Source organism: Salinivibrio proteolyticus (assembly GCF_027286365.1).
GTDB lineage: Bacteria > Pseudomonadota > Gammaproteobacteria > Enterobacterales > Vibrionaceae > Salinivibrio > Salinivibrio proteolyticus.
In genome coordinates this window covers 414,326-430,572 of record NZ_CP114584.1, presented here as the reverse complement: position 1 = coordinate 430,572, position 16,247 = coordinate 414,326, and the positions used below count along the sequence as shown (strand labels likewise).

The following is a 16,247-nucleotide window of genomic DNA, read 5'->3' as shown; positions in this document are numbered from 1 at the left end:
AATAGAGCGTTCAACAACATAGAGGCGGCATTATCCAACATTTGGTCTCAATTGTCTTTAGGATCTAGGAGTACAAATGGAGTTCAGTGTAAAGAGCGGTAGCCCCGAAAAGCAACGCAGTGCCTGTATTGTCGTGGGCGTATTTGAACCTCGCCGCCTGTCACCCGTCGCCGAGCAACTCGACAAAATCAGTGACGGCTATATCAGTGCCCTACTGCGCCGCGGTGACTTGGAAGGCAAGCCAGGCCAAGTGCTCCTGCTACACCATGTCCCGAACGTCCTGTCTGAGCGTGTCCTGCTGGTCGGCTGCGGTAAAGAGCGCGAACTCGGCGAGCGCCAATACAAAGAGATTATCAAAAAAACCATCAACACCCTCAATGAAACCGGGTCGATGGAAGCAGTGTGCTTCTTAACCGAGCTGCACGTGAAAGGCCGTGACACCTACTGGAAAGTCCGTCAAGCCGTTGAAAGCACCAAAGACACCCTCTACACCTTCAACCAATTCAAGAGTGTGAAGCCAGAAATCCGTCGCCCACTGCGCAAGTTGGTGTTCAATGTACCAACCCGTCGTGAATTGAATTTGGGTGAACGTGCGATTGCCCATGGCTTAGCCGTTTCTTCAGGTGTCAACGCGTGTAAAGATTTGGGCAATATGCCACCCAACGTGGCTAACCCTGCCTATCTCGCCTCGCAAGCCCGTCGTTTGGCTGACGACTTTGATACCGTCACCACGCGCATCATCGGCGAGCAAGAAATGGAAAAGCTTGGTATGCACTCCTACCTTGCCGTTGGCCGTGGCTCGAAAAACGAGTCGATGATGTCAATCATGGAATACAAAGGCCATCCTGACCCAGATGCCAAACCGATTGTGTTGGTCGGTAAAGGACTGACCTTCGATTCAGGCGGCATTTCCATTAAGCCCGGTGCAGGCATGGACGAAATGAAGTACGACATGGGCGGTGCGGCGTCTGTCTTTGGGGTGATGCGTGCCCTTGCTGAGCTCAACTTACCGCTTAACGTCGTCGGTGTGCTCGCCGGCTGTGAAAACATGCCTGATGGCCAAGCCTATCGTCCCGGCGATATTCTCACCACTATGTCAGGCCAAACCGTGGAAGTGCTCAACACCGATGCCGAAGGCCGTTTAGTCTTGTGTGACGCCCTGACTTATGTTGAACGCTATGAGCCAGACTGTGTGATCGATGTGGCCACCTTAACCGGCGCCTGCATCATGGCCCTTAGCCATCACATCAGTGCTTTGATTGCCAACCAGAACCCGCTGGCACATGAAATTATCAATGCGTCTGAGCAAGCGGGTGACCGCGCTTGGCGTCTGCCGATGACTGACGAGTTCCAAGAGCAGCTCGACAGTCCCTTTGCCGATATGGCCAACATTGGCGGCAAAGGTGGTGGCACCATCACTGCAGGCTGTTTCTTGTCGCGCTTTGCCAAGAAATACAACTGGGCGCACCTAGATATTGCCGGTACCGCATGGAAAAGCGGCGGCAAGGAAAAAGGCTCAACCGGTCGCCCGGTGCCTTTGCTGGTGCAGTTCTTATTGAATCGCTCTGGCCTCGAAGTGGTCGAGTAATTGCCAAGGAGGCCAAACGGCCTCCTTTTTTTGTCTGAACTTTAATCGACACTGGTGTCAGCGCGCACAATCCGCTATGTTGGTTATCCCGCGCTTGACCGGACACCACACTTTTGGGACGGAGGCCGTTTCTCAACTTTAGGAGCGTATATGTCCACCGCCACCTTTTATTTGTTGGCGCCACCCGACGGCGCGTCATCTGACGATGGATTGACGCCCGAACAACAAGCGCGCGAACAACAAACGTTAATAGACACCGCGATTCATTTGGCCTTCTATTACTATCAACAGGGGCAACGTATTTATCTCGCCGCCCGCGACCAGCAACAGGCCCATCAACTGGATGATGCCTTATGGCAGCGCGACGCCGATACGTTTGTTCCCCATAATTTGGTAGGAGAAGGACCACGAGGTGGTGCACCCGTAGAAATCGGTTGGCCCGGTGTACGTCACTCCGGGCACCGCAGCGTGCTAATCAATTTGGCGACAGAGGCATCAAATTTTGCGCCTTCGTTTGCACAAGTGGTAGACTTCGTCCCTTGCGATGAGACGCTCAAACAGCACGCGCGTCACCGATATAAAGCATACCGACTGGCAGGCCTGCAACTTCAAACCCTTGCCATCGACCAATCGCCCAAACCTTGACGATCTTTCAAGAGCGCTATGGAAAAGACATATAACCCACAATCAATTGAAAAAGCGCTGTACCAGCGCTGGGAAGAGGCGGGCTATTTCCGACCTCATGGTGATACCAGCAAAGATGCCTATAGCATCATGATCCCGCCGCCAAACGTCACTGGCAGCTTGCATATGGGTCACGCGTTCCAAGATACCATTATGGATACCTTGATCCGTGCCGAGCGTATGAAAGGCAAAAACACCTTGTGGCAAGTGGGTACCGACCATGCCGGTATCGCGACACAAATGGTGGTGGAACGTAAGATCGCAGCCGAAGAAGGCAAAACCAAGCACGACTACGGTCGTGACGCGTTTGTCGACAAGATCTGGCAATGGAAAGGCGAATCAGGCGGCACGATCACGCAACAGTTGCGTCGTCTCGGTGCCTCTGTCGATTGGGATCGCGAGCGCTTCACCATGGATGAAGGCTTTTCCAATGCCGTTAAAGAAGTCTTTGTTCGCCTTTACCAAGAAGATCTTATCTATCGTGGTAAGCGTTTGGTGAACTGGGATCCGAAATTGCACACCGCGATTTCCGATCTCGAAGTGGAAAACAAAGACAAGAAAGGCCACATGTGGCATTTCCGTTATCCACTTGCCGATGGCGCGAAAACAGCCGAAGGCAAAGACTACATTGTGGTTGCCACCACCCGTCCGGAGACTATGCTGGGCGATACCGGTGTTGCGGTTAACCCAGAAGACCCGCGCTACAAAGACCTGATTGGTCAGCACGTGTTACTGCCAGTGGTGAATCGTCGTATCCCTATCGTGGGCGATGAGCACGCTGACATGGAAAAAGGCACCGGCTGTGTAAAAATCACCCCAGCGCACGACTTCAACGACTATGAAGTGGGCCAGCGCCACCAGCTGCCAATGATCAATATTCTCACGCTGAACGCTGATATCCGCGACAGTGCTGAAGTGTTTGATCACAAAGGTCAGCCAAGCAATGCTTACCCAACCGATATTCCAGCCAACTACCAAGGTTTGGAGCGTTTTGCCGCGCGTAAAGCGATCGTGGCCGAATTTGACGCACTGGGTTTATTGGAAGAAATCAAAGATCACGACCTCACTGTCCCATACGGCGATCGTGGCGGCGTCGTCATTGAGCCAATGCTTACCGACCAGTGGTACGTACGTACTGCACCACTGGCAGAGCCTGCCGTAAAAGCGGTAGAAGATGGCGACATTCAATTCGTACCGAAACAATACGAGAACATGTACTTTGCGTGGATGCGTGACGTACAAGACTGGTGTATCTCTCGTCAGCTTTGGTGGGGTCACCGCATTCCTGCCTGGTACGACGACCAAGGCAATGTCTATGTTGGCCGTGACGAAGACGAAGTCCGTCGTGAAAACCAACTGGCAGACGACGTAACGCTACGCCAAGACGATGACGTACTGGATACGTGGTTCTCATCGGCACTTTGGACGTTCGGTACCCTAGGCTGGCCAGAGAACACAGATGCGCTGAAAACTTTCCACCCGACCGACGTGTTGGTATCAGGCTTTGACATCATCTTCTTCTGGGTGGCGCGCATGATCATGATGACCATGCACTTCATCAAAGATGAAAATGGTAAGCCACAAGTGCCCTTTAAGACGGTCTATATGACCGGCCTTATCCGCGACGAAAGTGGCGCCAAGATGTCAAAATCTAAGGGTAACGTCCTTGACCCTCTCGACATGATTGACGGCATTGGCATCGATGAGTTGGTGGCAAAGCGCACCGGCAACATGATGCAACCAAAGCTGGCTGAAAAAATTGAGAAAGCGACCCGTAAAACGTTTGAAAACGGCATCGAAGCCCACGGCACCGATGCACTGCGTTTTACCCTCGCAGCGCTGGCCTCTACCGGTCGTGACATCAACTGGGACATGAAGCGCCTTGAAGGTTACCGCAACTTCTGTAACAAACTTTGGAACGCCAGCCGCTATGTGCTGATGAATACCGAAGATCAAGATTGCGGCATGAACGGCGGCGAGATGCAATTCTCACTGGCTGATCAGTGGATTGAATCTCAGTTCCAGCAAGCGGCGAAAGACTTCAACACCCACCTCGACAACTATCGTCTCGATATGGCGGCGGGTGTGTTGTATGAGTTTATTTGGCACCAATTCTGTGACTGGTACTTGGAACTTACCAAGCCTGTCCTGTGGAAAGGCGACGAAGCACAACAACGTGCCACCCGCTATACCCTGATCACGGTATTGGAAAAAACCTTGCGTCTGGCCCATCCAGTGATCCCTTACATCACCGAAGCGATTTGGCAAAGTGTTAAACCGCTAGTTGACGGTGTGGAAGGCGATACCATTATGCAGCAGCCACTGCCGCAATTTGATGCTAGCCGCGTGAACACCCAAGCGTCAGAAGACATTGAGTGGGTGAAGCAGTTTATCGTTAGCATCCGTAACCTACGTGCTGAGTACGATATTGCGCCAAGCCAGCCGCTTGAGGTGATGCTGAAAGCCGCTGATGAACGCGATGCCGCTCGTGCGAACACCAACAGCGCGACCTTGCACGCCCTTGCCAAACTTGGCAGCTTCAAGGTACTGGATGGCAGTGAATCTTTACCAGCCTGTGCCTCTGCCTTGGTCGGTAGCTCAGAAATCTTGATCCCGATGGCGGGTCTGATTGACAAAGATGCCGAACTGGCGCGCTTGGATAAAGAAATCGCCAAAGTGGAAGGCGAGATCAAGCGCATCGAAGGGAAGCTCGGCAACGAAAGTTTTGTCTCCAAAGCCCCTGAAGCAGTGGTCGCCAAAGAGCGCGAAAAACTCGATAACTATCGTGTCAGCCTCACCAAACTGGGTGAGCAAAAAACCACGATTGCGGCGCTATAAATCGAGCGTTGACGTCGGACGTTTTACATCGATAGACCTTCGTGATAAACCACGCCATCTGGCGTGGTTTTTTTATTCTCTCCCATCCGCAACTCAGCACGCCGCAGCTAAAACCCGCCACACTTGATAGCTCCGCCCTATCTAAAAGATAGTGAGAACCGTTTTTATTTATCGACACAGACACGACATACTGTCAGTGTTGATTAAACGCGTGTTGCCGCGAAGGAGCTACACCATGAAGAAGACATTAAGCTTTGCCGCTATCCACTTTTCTATCGCCTTTACCGTGGCCTATGTGCTGACGGGCGATATCATCATCGGTAGCTTGATTGCGATGACAGAGCCCACCGTCAATACCGGCGCGTTTTATCTTCATGAAAAGCTCTGGCAACTGAGCCGCCGCGCACGTCCCGTGGTGAAAACCGCCAGCTTTGCGGTGGTGCACTTTAACGTTGCCTTCTTAGTGGGCTATGTGATCAGTGGCGATTGGTTAGTCGGTGGCGCACTGGCACTGGTTGAGCCAAGCATCAACACCCTTGCCTACTTCTTCCACGAAAAGGTATGGCAGCGTCGCCATTCGGTAAACTCCGCACCGCTTCATGTGGGGCATCATCATTAAATAAAAAGCCACGATATATCGTGGCTTTTAAAACAGGATGGATGGCCGACTTATTCGTTGTCGTCGCCGTCTTCGTCTTCACCCGACTCAAAGTACGTGCCCCAGCCGTCGTAATCGATATCGTGTTTTTCAGCAAGCGTCATTAGCTTTTCTACTTGCTCATCAATACGCTCGGCATTGAGTGCCGTTTCCATCACCGCATCAAAGCAGACGATGGTTCCGCCCTCTTCCAGCTCTAGCTCTTCGGCTTCCGCCACTTCAAAGCCCAGTTTAAACGCCTCAACAGCGGCATCTTCTAACTCAGCAAACGTGGCAGCCGATAGGTGATGCTCAATGGTGTAAAGCGCATCCGGATCGCTTCCATCCGCCAGAAGCTCCTCAATAATCATGCGAGTATCTTCTTGTTGCTCTTGAATCATTTCTGCCAGTGACATGCCGCGACTCCAAATAGTGAATGTGGGGCGCAATATGGCACGGTTTAGCAAAAAATGCCACGTTGATAAAAAGGCAAACTGACCAGAAAGTCGCCAAGTTGATGAATTTTCTGTGACCTTGCTAGTTCGCTGGGATTGTTAGTGAATTGTAACATTGACCTGCTTTCAGAAGGTTGTCATTATTCGACCATCCAAGGAGGACATGAGACACGCCCGTCCCTCGAGCAAGACCTGCACTCCCCGCACCACTGGTGACACACAATGACGTGTGTAAGGCGATGTAGTCTGTCTCATTGCCTGGCCCGTAGAAAGGAAAAAGAGGACCTACCATGAGTGAGTTTTACGTTGGATCAGAAGTTGGGCAACTGAAGCGGGTATTGCTTCACCGCCCTGAACGAGCGTTAAACCACCTGACGCCATCGAACTGCCATGAGCTGTTATTTGATGATGTTCTGGCGGTGGAACGAGCCGGAGAAGAGCATGATATGTTCGCCCGCACCTTAACCAACGAAGGGGTGCAGGTTTATTTGCTTCATGATTTGCTGGTTGAAACCCTCGCCGTGCCAGAAGCAAAACAATGGCTACTCGACACCCAACTCAACCAATACCGCCTCGGCTACCAATTTGCTAACGACGTGCGCGCCTACATGGCCGATATCGATCACAATGCACTCGCCGACATTTTACTCGGCGGATTAAGCTACATTGATTTGCCCGTGCAATCATCCTCAATGATGCAAGCGATGCACGAGAAAACCGATTTCGTGATTGAGCCGCTACCGAACCACTTATTTACCCGAGATACGTCCTGCTGGGTATATGGCGGTGTCTCACTCAATCCAATGGCAAAATCTGCGCGCCAACGTGAAACCAATCACCTGCGCGCCATTTATCGCTGGCATCCCGAATTTGCAGAAAGCCAGTTTATTAATTACCTCGGTGATGAAGTGCGTGATTACGACAACGCCATGATTGAAGGCGGCGATGTATTAGTGATTGGCCGCGGCGCCGTCTTAATTGGCATGTCGGAGCGCACCACGCCTCAAGGGGTTGAACAATTGGCGCGAAGCCTGCTGTTTAGTGGACAAGCCAAAGAAGTGATTGCGGTACAACTGCCAAAAAGCCGCTCTTGTATGCACCTTGATACCGTAATGACCCATATGGATGTGCATACCTTCTCGGTCTACCCCACCGTGATGCGTCCTGATTTGCCATGCTGGCGCTTAACCCGCAAAGGGGAAGATAGCCTGAACGTGGAAGCGCAATCTTGCTACCTCACCGCGATTGAAAAAGCGCTGGATGTCGGCCCACTCAATATCATTACCACCGGTGGTGATAGCTACGCGGCCGAGCGTGAGCAATGGAACGACGCCAACAACGTGCTAACCGTACGTCCTGGCGTTGTCATTGGCTACGAAGGCAATACGTACACCAATGAAAAGTATGATAAAGCCGGTATCAAGGTATTATCTGTGCCCGGAGATCAGCTCGGACGAGGTCGCGGCGGCGCGCGCTGCATGAGCTGCCCGCTTGAACGCGACGGTATCTAACCGCCTGTGAGCCGCTGCCTTGTCAGCGGCTTTTAAATTCTTTAATTACAAAGGGTTAAACTGCAAAAAGATAAAGATTGCACAAACTTTAAACTCACTATATACTCCTGCCGATTTTTGACACGGATCACACTATAAGCTGTCGCAGCAACCCAATGGATGGGACCCCAACCTAACCATTGAGAAAAAGAAGCAAACAATGAAAACCATTCCCTATATTGCCTTAATTGCCGCGCTATATGTGACACCCACTTTTGCCAATTTACTCTATCTTGGCGCTGAACTCGGGCATATTCGCTATGGCAGCGAAACAAGCGGCCCTGTTACCGAACAATTGGCCGATGATATCGACGATGGCGCCATGGCGACGCTGAAGGTCGGTAGCTATTTTGGTCCCAACCTACGCGTTTATGGTTTTTTACAGCGTAATGGCGAAAGCGAAGTGTCTTACCGTGAGTTATCTGCGACAGGCTCGCAATTCACGTTAAGCCGCGACGGCTACCAATACGGTGTGGGCAGTGATTACCTTTTCCATTTTACGCCCGCAAGCTACATCAGCGTAGGCGGCCGTGTGGGCTACTACTACAACACGCTTGATGTAAGTGCACGTGCCAGCGGACAAACGCTCACCTCTCAAATAGACACTGACGGTATTGCCGCCGGTCTTAGCACATCGATTGGTCATCACTTTACCGACCACATTAGTCTCGAGCTTGGCTACCGCTACGAAAAACTCGAAAAAGACGACAATGTCTTGCTAGGCCAACGCATTACCTTTGAAGACACCCATCAAGCCTTTTTGGGCTTCAATTACACCTTCTAAGATTTCGCCTGACCTAACGGTGGCCGATTGTCTCGGCCACCGCTTACGGTTTTACCGGCTACCATCATGTTTACACTCAGCGTGCCTTCTCATTTCTGACATTTATTATTAGCCAGATTTATCACCAAATACCTATTGAATTACTCAATAATACAGTACGTTATTGTCACCACTTCGCTTTTAACATCCAGACAAAAACCCCACTTTTATCATTCCTTTTTTGTATTGAGTGTTTACTCTACTGCCAAAAATTACTAATTTCGCATTAGAGTTTCATGTTTTTTGTGAACTATGTTCACAGCCCTTTTTATTAGAGATAGCGTGTTTGAAGACAAGCATCGCAAGATACAAAGCGTTAGCCTCGCTAACGTCAGTTGGAACACAACTAAAAGGAAATGCGATGAATAAAAAAACACTGATTTCGCTGCTATTTGCCGGTCTTACTCAAGTTCTTGCTCCTGCTTTTGCCGGCAGTGCAGACAACACCGTGGTTGAGATCAAGCGCGATACCGCCAAACAACTGAGCCAACAGTACGAGCTGATTGCGCCGACCTTGCACCGTAGCATTAACAGCTACAGCTTAAGCGCGTCACTCTCATCACTTACCGAGCCCCAAGCGCGTAGCGCGCGCAGTAAACGCAGCATTGACTCGCAGCTATACAGCGCCGACCGTGCATTGCGTGAAGCGCAAGGCGTCGAAGAAGTGGCCGACCAATTGCTCGAAGTTCGCTTGGCCGACCCAAGCATGCTCGCACGCTGGCAAGCGGGTCAATCTCCGCTGTTCGCCTTTGAACCTGCTGGCGATGAGCAAACATGGACTCAAATCGAAGCATTTGACATTGAAGGCAATACCCATTGGCTCGACGTCTACCAAATGCCAGACCGCCCTGTCTTAGTGGTCGACACCAATGGCAAAGCCTCACTGAAAGCTGGCCTAGAAGTGATGCGCCGCACCCTCGCAGAGCAAAATCCAGCACCGCGCGTTCGTCGCAGCGCCCCGATGATGGCAGCAGAGCCACAACCCATTCACACCACAGTGCTGAAAACGATTCGCCTTGAAGATGACAAAGAACCTTGGATCTCAGGTGCGGCGGAAGTGTATGCCATTGTGACCGGTGTGAACCCAAGCCGTGACGAACCGACGCTCGACATTGTGGATATGCCTTATTTGGATTACGACAAAACCACCTATCATCCTAATCAGGTAATGATCCACTGGGAGCGTTATCGTTGGGGCGCCGCGGACGTTATCTTGATGGAACAAGACGACGGCACCAACTACAAAGAGCTGGCGCTTAAACTCAACGAAATTGCTAGCGATATCATTGCAGCAATCCCCGATCTTGAAGTGCAAGCTTACGGTGTGATCACCAAAATCACCGGTAAGATCATCGAAGCCATCCCCGACGGCTGGCTCACCAACGATGATGACTTTGTGGACGTGTATTACACCCTCCTCAAAGACCGCACCTACCAAGATCACATCGGTGCTGGCGGCAACGCCACCGCTACTTGGGAGCCTCTGGTTATCGAGCCAACTCAATAATCCAGGCTTGGTTTCATTGAGCTAGATAGACAAAACGCAGCCGTGGGGCTGCGTTTTTCGTCGCAACAACAAGCATGGTAGTTGCTAGTGCTCGTTCACATACTGACTCATTTCCGCGCTCGTTCGTGGGAGTGACTAAGTCAACTCCCTGTTACGATGCTTAACGTTAGCGCGTTTATACGTAGATTATTCGGGTGTGTGATGATGCGATACATTTTCCAGCCGTTCTGCCAACCACATTTTAATGATTGACTGACGTGTTACGCCCACCCGGCTAGCCTCACGATCTAAGGAGGCTAACATCCACTCGGGGAAGTCCACGTTCACCCGTTTCTGGGTTTGTCTTGGACGCTTAGCTTTCGATAGAGCAAGATCATCTACAATGTCATCGTCACTCTCAAACTTGGCATCAAATTCATGCGCTTTCATATAAGCTCACCTCCGCTTTCCGTGAACGCCTGACAGAAATGATCCGAATATTGTTACCACGAGATGTGATTACGCCAGACCAATACTTACCGTTTAACATGCCGATCACCACATACCTTGGCTCACCGCTTGTCTTGGCAGGAATTTCAATAAGATAAGGATCGTCCCACAAACCTTACGCGGTCTTTAAGTCAATTCCATGCTTAGTCACATTTAACCTGCTTTTGTTCTCATCGAATTCAAATCCACGCATGAGTAAAAATTATACTCTTTTTGCATACTGTGCAATCTACTAGCAAGTGGTATAGCTCAGCCGAGCTCGCCGCTAAACTCGTTCCCACGCTCCCGCGTGGGAATGCATACTGAGCTCGACCCCTGAACAGAAGCCATTACAAAACCATCAATCCGCAATTGTCGAATTTGGTTGCTCTGCCCTTGCTGAACTGATCCTTGTTCTCTTACACCGAGGCCAATTTTGGTTGACCACTACGCCTGCTGAGGCTCAAGATTACCTCAACGATATTTGGAAGCTTATGCGTGCCAAGCTACAGCGCGAGGATGTGCGATTCTATGGCTTTCGGGTTGTGGAGCCACAGCACGACGGTACACCCCATTGGCATTTATTGTTGTTCGTCGAGCCTGCGCATTACGACACCCTCATCACTACCATGAGAGATTACGCTTTACGGGAAGATGGCGATGAAACAGGCGCTGAGCAGCACCGCTTTACGGAAGTGAAGATTGACCCGAATAAGGGCTCAGCGACGGGGTATATCGCGAAATACATCTCAAAAAACATCGACGGTGATCATCTTGATGCAGGTATCTACGGTGAAGACCCGAAATGTGCCGCGGCGCGCGTCGATACATGGGCGGCATGCTGGAGCATTCGCCAATTTCAACAACTGGGAGGGTGTTCGGTGACGGTTTGGCGTGAATTACGCCGCTTAAAGGCATCTCAGCAGGCGGGAAGGCCATCATCACCCGAACCAACGAATGGCATCTGTCATGAAGACAGATGCGCTTTTACTTGGAGTTCTGTGAATAACTGTATTTTTTTATAGTTACGAATGATCTCTCACTTTTCTGGTATGTATATGTGATCAGTTTGGTATCGGATGAATTATCTTTAAGGCAGCATATTGGTATCTGCTGAGATGAGCTTTACGTTTGGTTGGTCTAGAGTACAATTTGCAGGGTTTGGACAATAAGCAATGAGTTATGCGTAATCTTAATCGACAGAGAGACATTGCGTCTCTTTTTTCAGCAAAAGCAATTAAAGCTTTAATTTCTAAAGGTGTTTCAGGTCTTCCTGCATCTTCTGGATATATAGAGCATCTACTTACGAACCGTGAGTGTTCGAGCGTTGTACATCTGTTCGATACAGCTTACAAGGAGTTGGTAGCCTCATATAGAAATGAGTATGTGTACAAAAATGCTATTGCTGAGAAAATCATAAGAGGTAAGCATCGCTTTTCTAAAAGCTGCTACTTTTCTTCAGAGTTTCGTGTAAATAACTCAATCGCAGATGTAGTGATAGCGAATGGAACAACTTCTGCTTATGAAATAAAGACCGAGTATGACTCTTTCGAACGTTTAGAAGGTCAACTATATGACTATTTCAAGGTTTTTGATAACGTAAATGTCGTTCTTCCAGAAAAATGTCTTGATAGTTGGTTACCTAGAATCCCTTGTAAAACTGGTGTAATCGTTCTTACTGAAAGATATACATTACGAACTATACGAGAAGCACACTCTAACATGTACGAGCTGGATCCAAATAGCGTTTTTTCTTGCCTACGTCGTGATGAGTACATCGAAGCGATAAAAAACCAATTTGGCTTTACTCCTCAATGTAAGCCTGTAGACCTTAAAAAAGCTTGTAGAAAGCTATTCTTAACGCTAAATAGTGAGGTTGTGCATAGAGAGTTTCTAAATGCACTTAGGTCTAGGAGACTTCGTAAGGAGAAGGTTGAGTTGATCAAGTCGGCACCACCATCTTTAACTTCAGTTCTACTTTCGACAAGCTTAAATCTTCGAGAAGTAGAGACATTGAGAGCAGTTTTTAGCGGTGGTATGGAATCAATACAGCACTCGGAGGCATAATGTACTTTCCCTTCTTTAGAGCACGCCAGTTCGAACTCCTTGCACTACGCGATACAATCGATTCACATATAAGTGTTAATAATATTAAGCCCATAATTGAACCAGTAAATGAAAGCACACGTGATATTTTACGTTTCTGCGAGGAGCTAGAAAAAGTTGGTGCTGGATTTATACTTATAGTTAATCCATCTAAGGGGTTTTATCAACGAAACGCAAAGAAAATTGAATACCTTATCAGCGAATGCGTTCAAAAAAACTCTAGAATAGAGTTTGGCTTTCGAATAAATGACGGAACACCAATTAAGACTATAAAAGCATTTCTTAATGGCTATAAAGAATATTCGGTTTCACTAATTCACGAATCTAGCATTCAGGAAGTTAATGAAATAAAAGAACTAATTAATTCAATAGATAACTTTTCTTTTAATATATTCATCAAAGAAGGTACAGGCACTCGCTATCGAAAAAAATTTAGCGATTATAGTAACGTTCTATTGGAGGATGGCTTTAACAAGTTGGAGAGGAACTCCGATTATGGTGGCGAAGAGTTCTTTAGTGACTTAGTCTATTCATATGAAGAGGATGGATATTTCGGGTTCGGAGACTATTCAATAGTAGGTGATCACTTCACTGAAGGTGGAGGGCAAGCTCGAGCTTGTGCTATCCACATTACATATGAAGAAAAACAGCGCGAAGAAGTGTGGGTCCATCATTTCTTATCTCATCCTAGAGAGGCTGTTGAGGATGGTGCGACTTTAGCGGCAGAAGCTATTGAACAATTGGTCTTATACGTTCGAGAGGCTTGGGAACCAGAAAGCTACACCGAAGCCATTAAAGATTTTTTCTTGATCTATGATTCAGGTAAACAAACAAGTCTTGCTTACGTTAAGAAGCTTTCAATGCGACATCACTTAGAGCTTATAGATAGATTACTCGATTGAAATAGAAAGAGTATGAATCCATTGGCCTATATAACTGACACAAGAAAATAAAAAGCAAAAGGCCTGAGTGGTTACTGCCCTCTTAGGCCTTCCTATTACTAGTAGACTCGCTCCGTTTTACTAGACACGCAAATCTGATTTTGATTCACTTTAACGGACACATCTTTTATTAATAACATTCGCTTTTACCGTAGATGAACGCTATCTCTGCGCCTAGCTCACTATCTGCGCGCGCATGTCCTGACTGTCCGCGGCTTAGCCAATCATAATAGCCACTACGAGACACAGAAAGATGCCTACAAAGCTTCTTTACTGAGTAAACATCACTATATTGCTTTACGAATCGGTAGGCTTGCGCCTTTGTTCTGCTTGAAAGCGTTGCCACTTTTTTAAGATATCGTTCTCCTCTTCAAGCTCCGTGATCCGTCGCTTGAGTGCCGATAACTCATCCTTCGCCTTGTCTGGCTTCACTTTATTTTTTAGGGACTTGACCATACCAAACTCTCCACCTCGATACGCTTTACGCCATTTCGATAGCATGAATGGGTGGATATCAAGCGCCTCTGCAACCGACTTCACTGTTCGATGCGTCTCATAGCTCCATTCAACCGCTTTTAGTTTGAAGTCTAGTGAATATTGCGCTGTCTTTTTACCCGTTTTATAGGCTGGCATACTGACCTCCTCAGGTCGTCGATGCGTGTCCAGTAAAACGGATCAAGTCCAGGAGCGAATTTAATGGCCTTGTTAGCACTTTATTTGAATAGCTGCTTTACATCGACTTGAGAATATTTTGACAAGTTTAGCCAGCCGATTAATCTCCCAACAGCAGTTAATTGAAAATGTCCTATATGACACTTTGCTATCATTTCTTGAAGCTCAGCAATATTACGTAAGCCGTTCTTATTTGAGTATTCTATCAATTGCTCCACGTTCTTTCCCTTTAGCTCTGGGATTTCCTTGAGGAATGATGGCGTCAAACCAACGAGGGTTATTTGGCGAGCGACAATAGCACCTGAAACCGAGATGTATTGTAAATCCCCATGAGTAGTTTTTGAACAAGACGAAATATGCGCGAGTGTTTGACCAATTGTTTGATCTACAATTTGGAGATTTGGTGCATTAAATGCCGCCTCATTAATCAATACCTCCAAGCTTAAATAGCTAACGTGCTTCTGAGATAAATTTGGCAAAATACGTCTGGCTTCTGCGGCAATTAGCTCTATTAACTCGGGGCAGTCTTTAGACATCATTGTGCAGAAAAGCTCGCACAGCAAATCGACGTTGCTTTTTTCACCCTTCCTTGCAACATCAACTGCCATTGCTTGCATTTCATATTGCATTGCAGGCTCTTCAAACTTGCTTGGATCAATTTTATTCTTGTGCTTCTCAAAAGATTTTTTGAGCTCATCCAGCATTGCCTCGACACGCTTATCAGCGGTTTCTCTAGCTGCCTGCTGGATTCTTGGGAAGTTTAATTCAAATAAGTCCAAAAATATTGCGCGCAACTCCTGATAAGGGGTAATCGTTACATTCCCTCCGGCTTGAATTGCAGAGGAGTTCTCACCAACATCCTGTTTCTGTTTTTCGAACATTAGTTTTTTCCCCCAACATTTCCTTTCATATCTCCGCCTACTTGCACTGCAGTACTTCCATTTCCTACTTTCATATCTTGATTGACCGCTTTGTTATAGCCTTGTTTATATCCGACAAACCAAAAAACAATACTCGACCCCAAGCCTGAAAATATCCATTCATAATTATTTTGAAGAAACTCAATCATAGTGATTACTCCTTGAGTGCTAACGCCTCACTCACCGGAATTTTAGGAGTGAAACGAGTAAAATTTCCGAGTGCAGTGACTTGTTATAAGGAAGACTAGGCTAACCTATTCTCTACATAGCCCCATAACTCGAATACTAATTTTTGTATTTCCAGTAACTTATCTTTTACAAGCTTTATCTGTGCAGATATTTCATTGTCATACTCAGAAGTACCTGGGGCAGATTTTGGAATGAATTTTGCGCAATAGCTACCATTATAATGATAATTATCCTGCTCTCTAATATTAAGAACCTGCCGCATTAGATCGACTATTCGATCCTGCCTATCCCTTACGCTTGGGTCATAAGACCTAAGTTCTAAATTATAGATATGTATGTTCTGAAAAAAGTTACTCAATTTGACATAGACTTCTTGCTCAAACCAATACCCTGTTTCAGAGCCTACCGATGAAACCTCACCACAATCATTATAAGAAAGAATGTCTGCTACTGTGTTTAAAAAGCGATGGGCTCTATCGCCCTCCTGCCCCCTAACAAATGCATTGCTATTTAGACGAGCCCTAAGAGCTTCCTTATAACTATGCAGGGCTCTCCTATCAATTACTCCGGCATGTGCCATTTTATGATGCTTATCGCATAGAAGAATTAGATTTTCCTTTCGGTTATCTTCTCGGTTTTGATTGATATGGTGAATTTCGAGATATGTATGTTCATTGCATCCTGTTACTGAGCATTCATGTCCCGCCTCTACCTCGACTTCCCGTCTAAGATTCGCTGGTATTGCTGGCCTATCAGACTGATATGTGCTCATTATCGATATTCCTTATAACATTGCATTAGTGCGCATGCGCGATTTCCCAAAACCGATATACGCCCTCTTTCCTAGCTAAATCACTGTTATCAATGTA

16 protein-coding genes and 1 pseudogene are annotated in these 16,247 nt (G+C 47.7%); 10 read left to right on the top strand and 7 right to left on the bottom strand.

Annotation, left to right across the window (positions count from 1 at the left end):
• Window positions 1-76: 76 nt before the first annotated feature.
• The 4 genes from pepA (at window position 77) to N7E60_RS02155 (ending at window position 5,729) form a co-directional block, all read left to right on the top strand.
• Window positions 77-1,588 (top strand): leucyl aminopeptidase, encoded by a 1,512-nt coding sequence (pepA, locus tag N7E60_RS02170; protein ID WP_077662354.1) that lies wholly within the window; start codon window positions 77-79, stop codon window positions 1,586-1,588.
• Between the two features lie 150 nt (window positions 1,589-1,738).
• The gene (locus N7E60_RS02165; RefSeq protein ID WP_069587990.1) at window positions 1,739-2,233 is read left to right on the top strand and encodes a DNA polymerase III subunit chi; all 495 of its coding nucleotides are present in this window, start codon (window positions 1,739-1,741) and stop codon (window positions 2,231-2,233) included.
• An 18-nt stretch (window positions 2,234-2,251) separates the two neighbouring features.
• The gene (locus N7E60_RS02160) at window positions 2,252-5,110 is read left to right on the top strand and encodes a valine--tRNA ligase (RefSeq protein ID WP_077662355.1); all 2,859 of its coding nucleotides are present in this window, start codon (window positions 2,252-2,254) and stop codon (window positions 5,108-5,110) included.
• A 235-nt stretch (window positions 5,111-5,345) separates the two neighbouring features.
• Complete coding sequence (locus tag N7E60_RS02155) at window positions 5,346-5,729, top strand: DUF2061 domain-containing protein (protein WP_077480327.1); 384 nt, start codon at window positions 5,346-5,348, stop codon at window positions 5,727-5,729.
• A gap of 50 nt (window positions 5,730-5,779) precedes the next feature.
• Here N7E60_RS02155 and rraB read toward each other — a convergent pair whose 3' ends face one another.
• On the bottom strand, window positions 5,780-6,163 hold the full coding sequence (gene rraB / locus N7E60_RS02150) for a ribonuclease E inhibitor RraB (protein ID WP_077455376.1): 384 nt from the start codon (window positions 6,161-6,163) through the stop codon (window positions 5,780-5,782).
• A gap of 329 nt (window positions 6,164-6,492) precedes the next feature.
• On the opposite strand from rraB, the gene arcA reads away from it, so the two are divergent.
• The 3 genes from arcA (at window position 6,493) to N7E60_RS02135 (ending at window position 10,082) form a co-directional block, all read left to right on the top strand.
• Window positions 6,493-7,713, top strand: a complete 1,221-nt coding sequence (gene arcA, locus N7E60_RS02145) for an arginine deiminase (RefSeq protein ID WP_077455377.1) — start codon at window positions 6,493-6,495, stop codon at window positions 7,711-7,713.
• A 199-nt stretch (window positions 7,714-7,912) separates the two neighbouring features.
• Window positions 7,913-8,536, top strand: coding sequence for an outer membrane protein (locus N7E60_RS02140; RefSeq protein ID WP_269597995.1), 624 nt, complete (start codon window positions 7,913-7,915; stop codon window positions 8,534-8,536).
• A gap of 400 nt (window positions 8,537-8,936) precedes the next feature.
• Window positions 8,937-10,082: a DUF3103 family protein gene (locus tag N7E60_RS02135; protein ID WP_269597994.1), complete on the top strand. Its 1,146-nt coding sequence runs from the start codon at window positions 8,937-8,939 to the stop codon at window positions 10,080-10,082.
• Window positions 10,083-10,268: 186 nt separating this feature from the next.
• Here the strand turns inward: N7E60_RS02135 and brnA are convergent, their stop codons facing one another.
• The gene (gene brnA / locus N7E60_RS02130) at window positions 10,269-10,511 is read right to left on the bottom strand and encodes a type II toxin-antitoxin system BrnA family antitoxin (RefSeq protein WP_069587979.1); all 243 of its coding nucleotides are present in this window, start codon (window positions 10,509-10,511) and stop codon (window positions 10,269-10,271) included.
• Window positions 10,498-10,683: a BrnT family toxin gene (locus N7E60_RS02125; protein ID WP_408642331.1), complete on the bottom strand. Its 186-nt coding sequence runs from the start codon at window positions 10,681-10,683 to the stop codon at window positions 10,498-10,500. The genes brnA and N7E60_RS02125 overlap by 14 nt, the downstream gene beginning before the upstream one ends.
• 316 nt (window positions 10,684-10,999) lie before the next feature.
• Between N7E60_RS02125 and N7E60_RS02120 the strand changes: the two are divergent.
• The 3 genes and pseudogenes from N7E60_RS02120 to N7E60_RS02110 all read left to right on the top strand — a co-directional run.
• Window positions 11,000-11,464 (top strand): annotated as a pseudogene (locus tag N7E60_RS02120) (replication endonuclease); the annotation flags it as partial.
• Window positions 11,465-11,732: 268 nt separating this feature from the next.
• Window positions 11,733-12,617 carry a sce7726 family protein gene (locus tag N7E60_RS02115; protein WP_269597992.1) on the top strand — a complete coding sequence of 295 codons (885 nt, stop codon included), beginning with the start codon at window positions 11,733-11,735 and terminating at the stop codon, window positions 12,615-12,617.
• A complete protein-coding gene (locus N7E60_RS02110) occupies window positions 12,617-13,558 on the top strand; it encodes a sce7725 family protein (protein WP_269597990.1) in 942 nt (313 codons plus the stop codon). Before N7E60_RS02115 ends, N7E60_RS02110 begins: the two co-directional genes overlap by 1 nt.
• A gap of 336 nt (window positions 13,559-13,894) precedes the next feature.
• On the opposite strand, the gene N7E60_RS02105 is transcribed toward N7E60_RS02110, so the two are convergent.
• The 4 genes from N7E60_RS02105 to N7E60_RS02090 all read right to left on the bottom strand — a co-directional run bounded on the left by N7E60_RS02105 (window position 13,895) and on the right by N7E60_RS02090 (window position 16,150).
• Window positions 13,895-14,230 carry a transposase gene (locus tag N7E60_RS02105; RefSeq protein WP_269597989.1) on the bottom strand — a complete coding sequence of 112 codons (336 nt, stop codon included), beginning with the start codon at window positions 14,228-14,230 and terminating at the stop codon, window positions 13,895-13,897.
• 80 nt (window positions 14,231-14,310) lie between these two features.
• The gene (locus N7E60_RS02100) at window positions 14,311-15,150 is read right to left on the bottom strand and encodes an LPO_1073/Vpar_1526 family protein (protein ID WP_269597988.1); all 840 of its coding nucleotides are present in this window, start codon (window positions 15,148-15,150) and stop codon (window positions 14,311-14,313) included.
• On the bottom strand, window positions 15,150-15,338 hold the full coding sequence (locus tag N7E60_RS02095) for a hypothetical protein (protein ID WP_269597987.1): 189 nt from the start codon (window positions 15,336-15,338) through the stop codon (window positions 15,150-15,152). Before N7E60_RS02095 ends, N7E60_RS02100 begins: the two co-directional genes overlap by 1 nt.
• Window positions 15,339-15,433: 95 nt before the next feature.
• Window positions 15,434-16,150, bottom strand: a complete 717-nt coding sequence (locus tag N7E60_RS02090; RefSeq protein ID WP_269597986.1) for an HNH endonuclease signature motif containing protein — start codon at window positions 16,148-16,150, stop codon at window positions 15,434-15,436.
• Between the last annotated feature and the right edge of the window lie 97 nt (window positions 16,151-16,247).

Coding starts and splice junctions, on each gene's coding strand:
- pepA (WP_077662354.1), top strand. CDS start 77: ATGGAGTTCAGTGTAAAGAGCGGTAGCCCCGAAAAGCAACGCAGTGCC.
- N7E60_RS02165 (WP_069587990.1), top strand. CDS start 1,739: ATGTCCACCGCCACCTTTTATTTGTTGGCGCCACCCGACGGCGCGTCA.
- N7E60_RS02160 (WP_077662355.1), top strand. CDS start 2,252: ATGGAAAAGACATATAACCCACAATCAATTGAAAAAGCGCTGTACCAG.
- N7E60_RS02155 (WP_077480327.1), top strand. CDS start 5,346: ATGAAGAAGACATTAAGCTTTGCCGCTATCCACTTTTCTATCGCCTTT.
- rraB (WP_077455376.1), bottom strand. CDS start 6,163: ATGTCACTGGCAGAAATGATTCAAGAGCAACAAGAAGATACTCGCATG.
- arcA (WP_077455377.1), top strand. CDS start 6,493: ATGAGTGAGTTTTACGTTGGATCAGAAGTTGGGCAACTGAAGCGGGTA.
- N7E60_RS02140 (WP_269597995.1), top strand. CDS start 7,913: ATGAAAACCATTCCCTATATTGCCTTAATTGCCGCGCTATATGTGACA.
- N7E60_RS02135 (WP_269597994.1), top strand. CDS start 8,937: ATGAATAAAAAAACACTGATTTCGCTGCTATTTGCCGGTCTTACTCAA.
- brnA (WP_069587979.1), bottom strand. CDS start 10,511: ATGAAAGCGCATGAATTTGATGCCAAGTTTGAGAGTGACGATGACATT.
- N7E60_RS02115 (WP_269597992.1), top strand. CDS start 11,733: ATGCGTAATCTTAATCGACAGAGAGACATTGCGTCTCTTTTTTCAGCA.
- N7E60_RS02110 (WP_269597990.1), top strand. CDS start 12,617: ATGTACTTTCCCTTCTTTAGAGCACGCCAGTTCGAACTCCTTGCACTA.
- N7E60_RS02105 (WP_269597989.1), bottom strand. CDS start 14,230: ATGCCAGCCTATAAAACGGGTAAAAAGACAGCGCAATATTCACTAGAC.
- N7E60_RS02100 (WP_269597988.1), bottom strand. CDS start 15,150: ATGTTCGAAAAACAGAAACAGGATGTTGGTGAGAACTCCTCTGCAATT.
- N7E60_RS02095 (WP_269597987.1), bottom strand. CDS start 15,338: ATGATTGAGTTTCTTCAAAATAATTATGAATGGATATTTTCAGGCTTG.
- N7E60_RS02090 (WP_269597986.1), bottom strand. CDS start 16,150: ATGAGCACATATCAGTCTGATAGGCCAGCAATACCAGCGAATCTTAGA.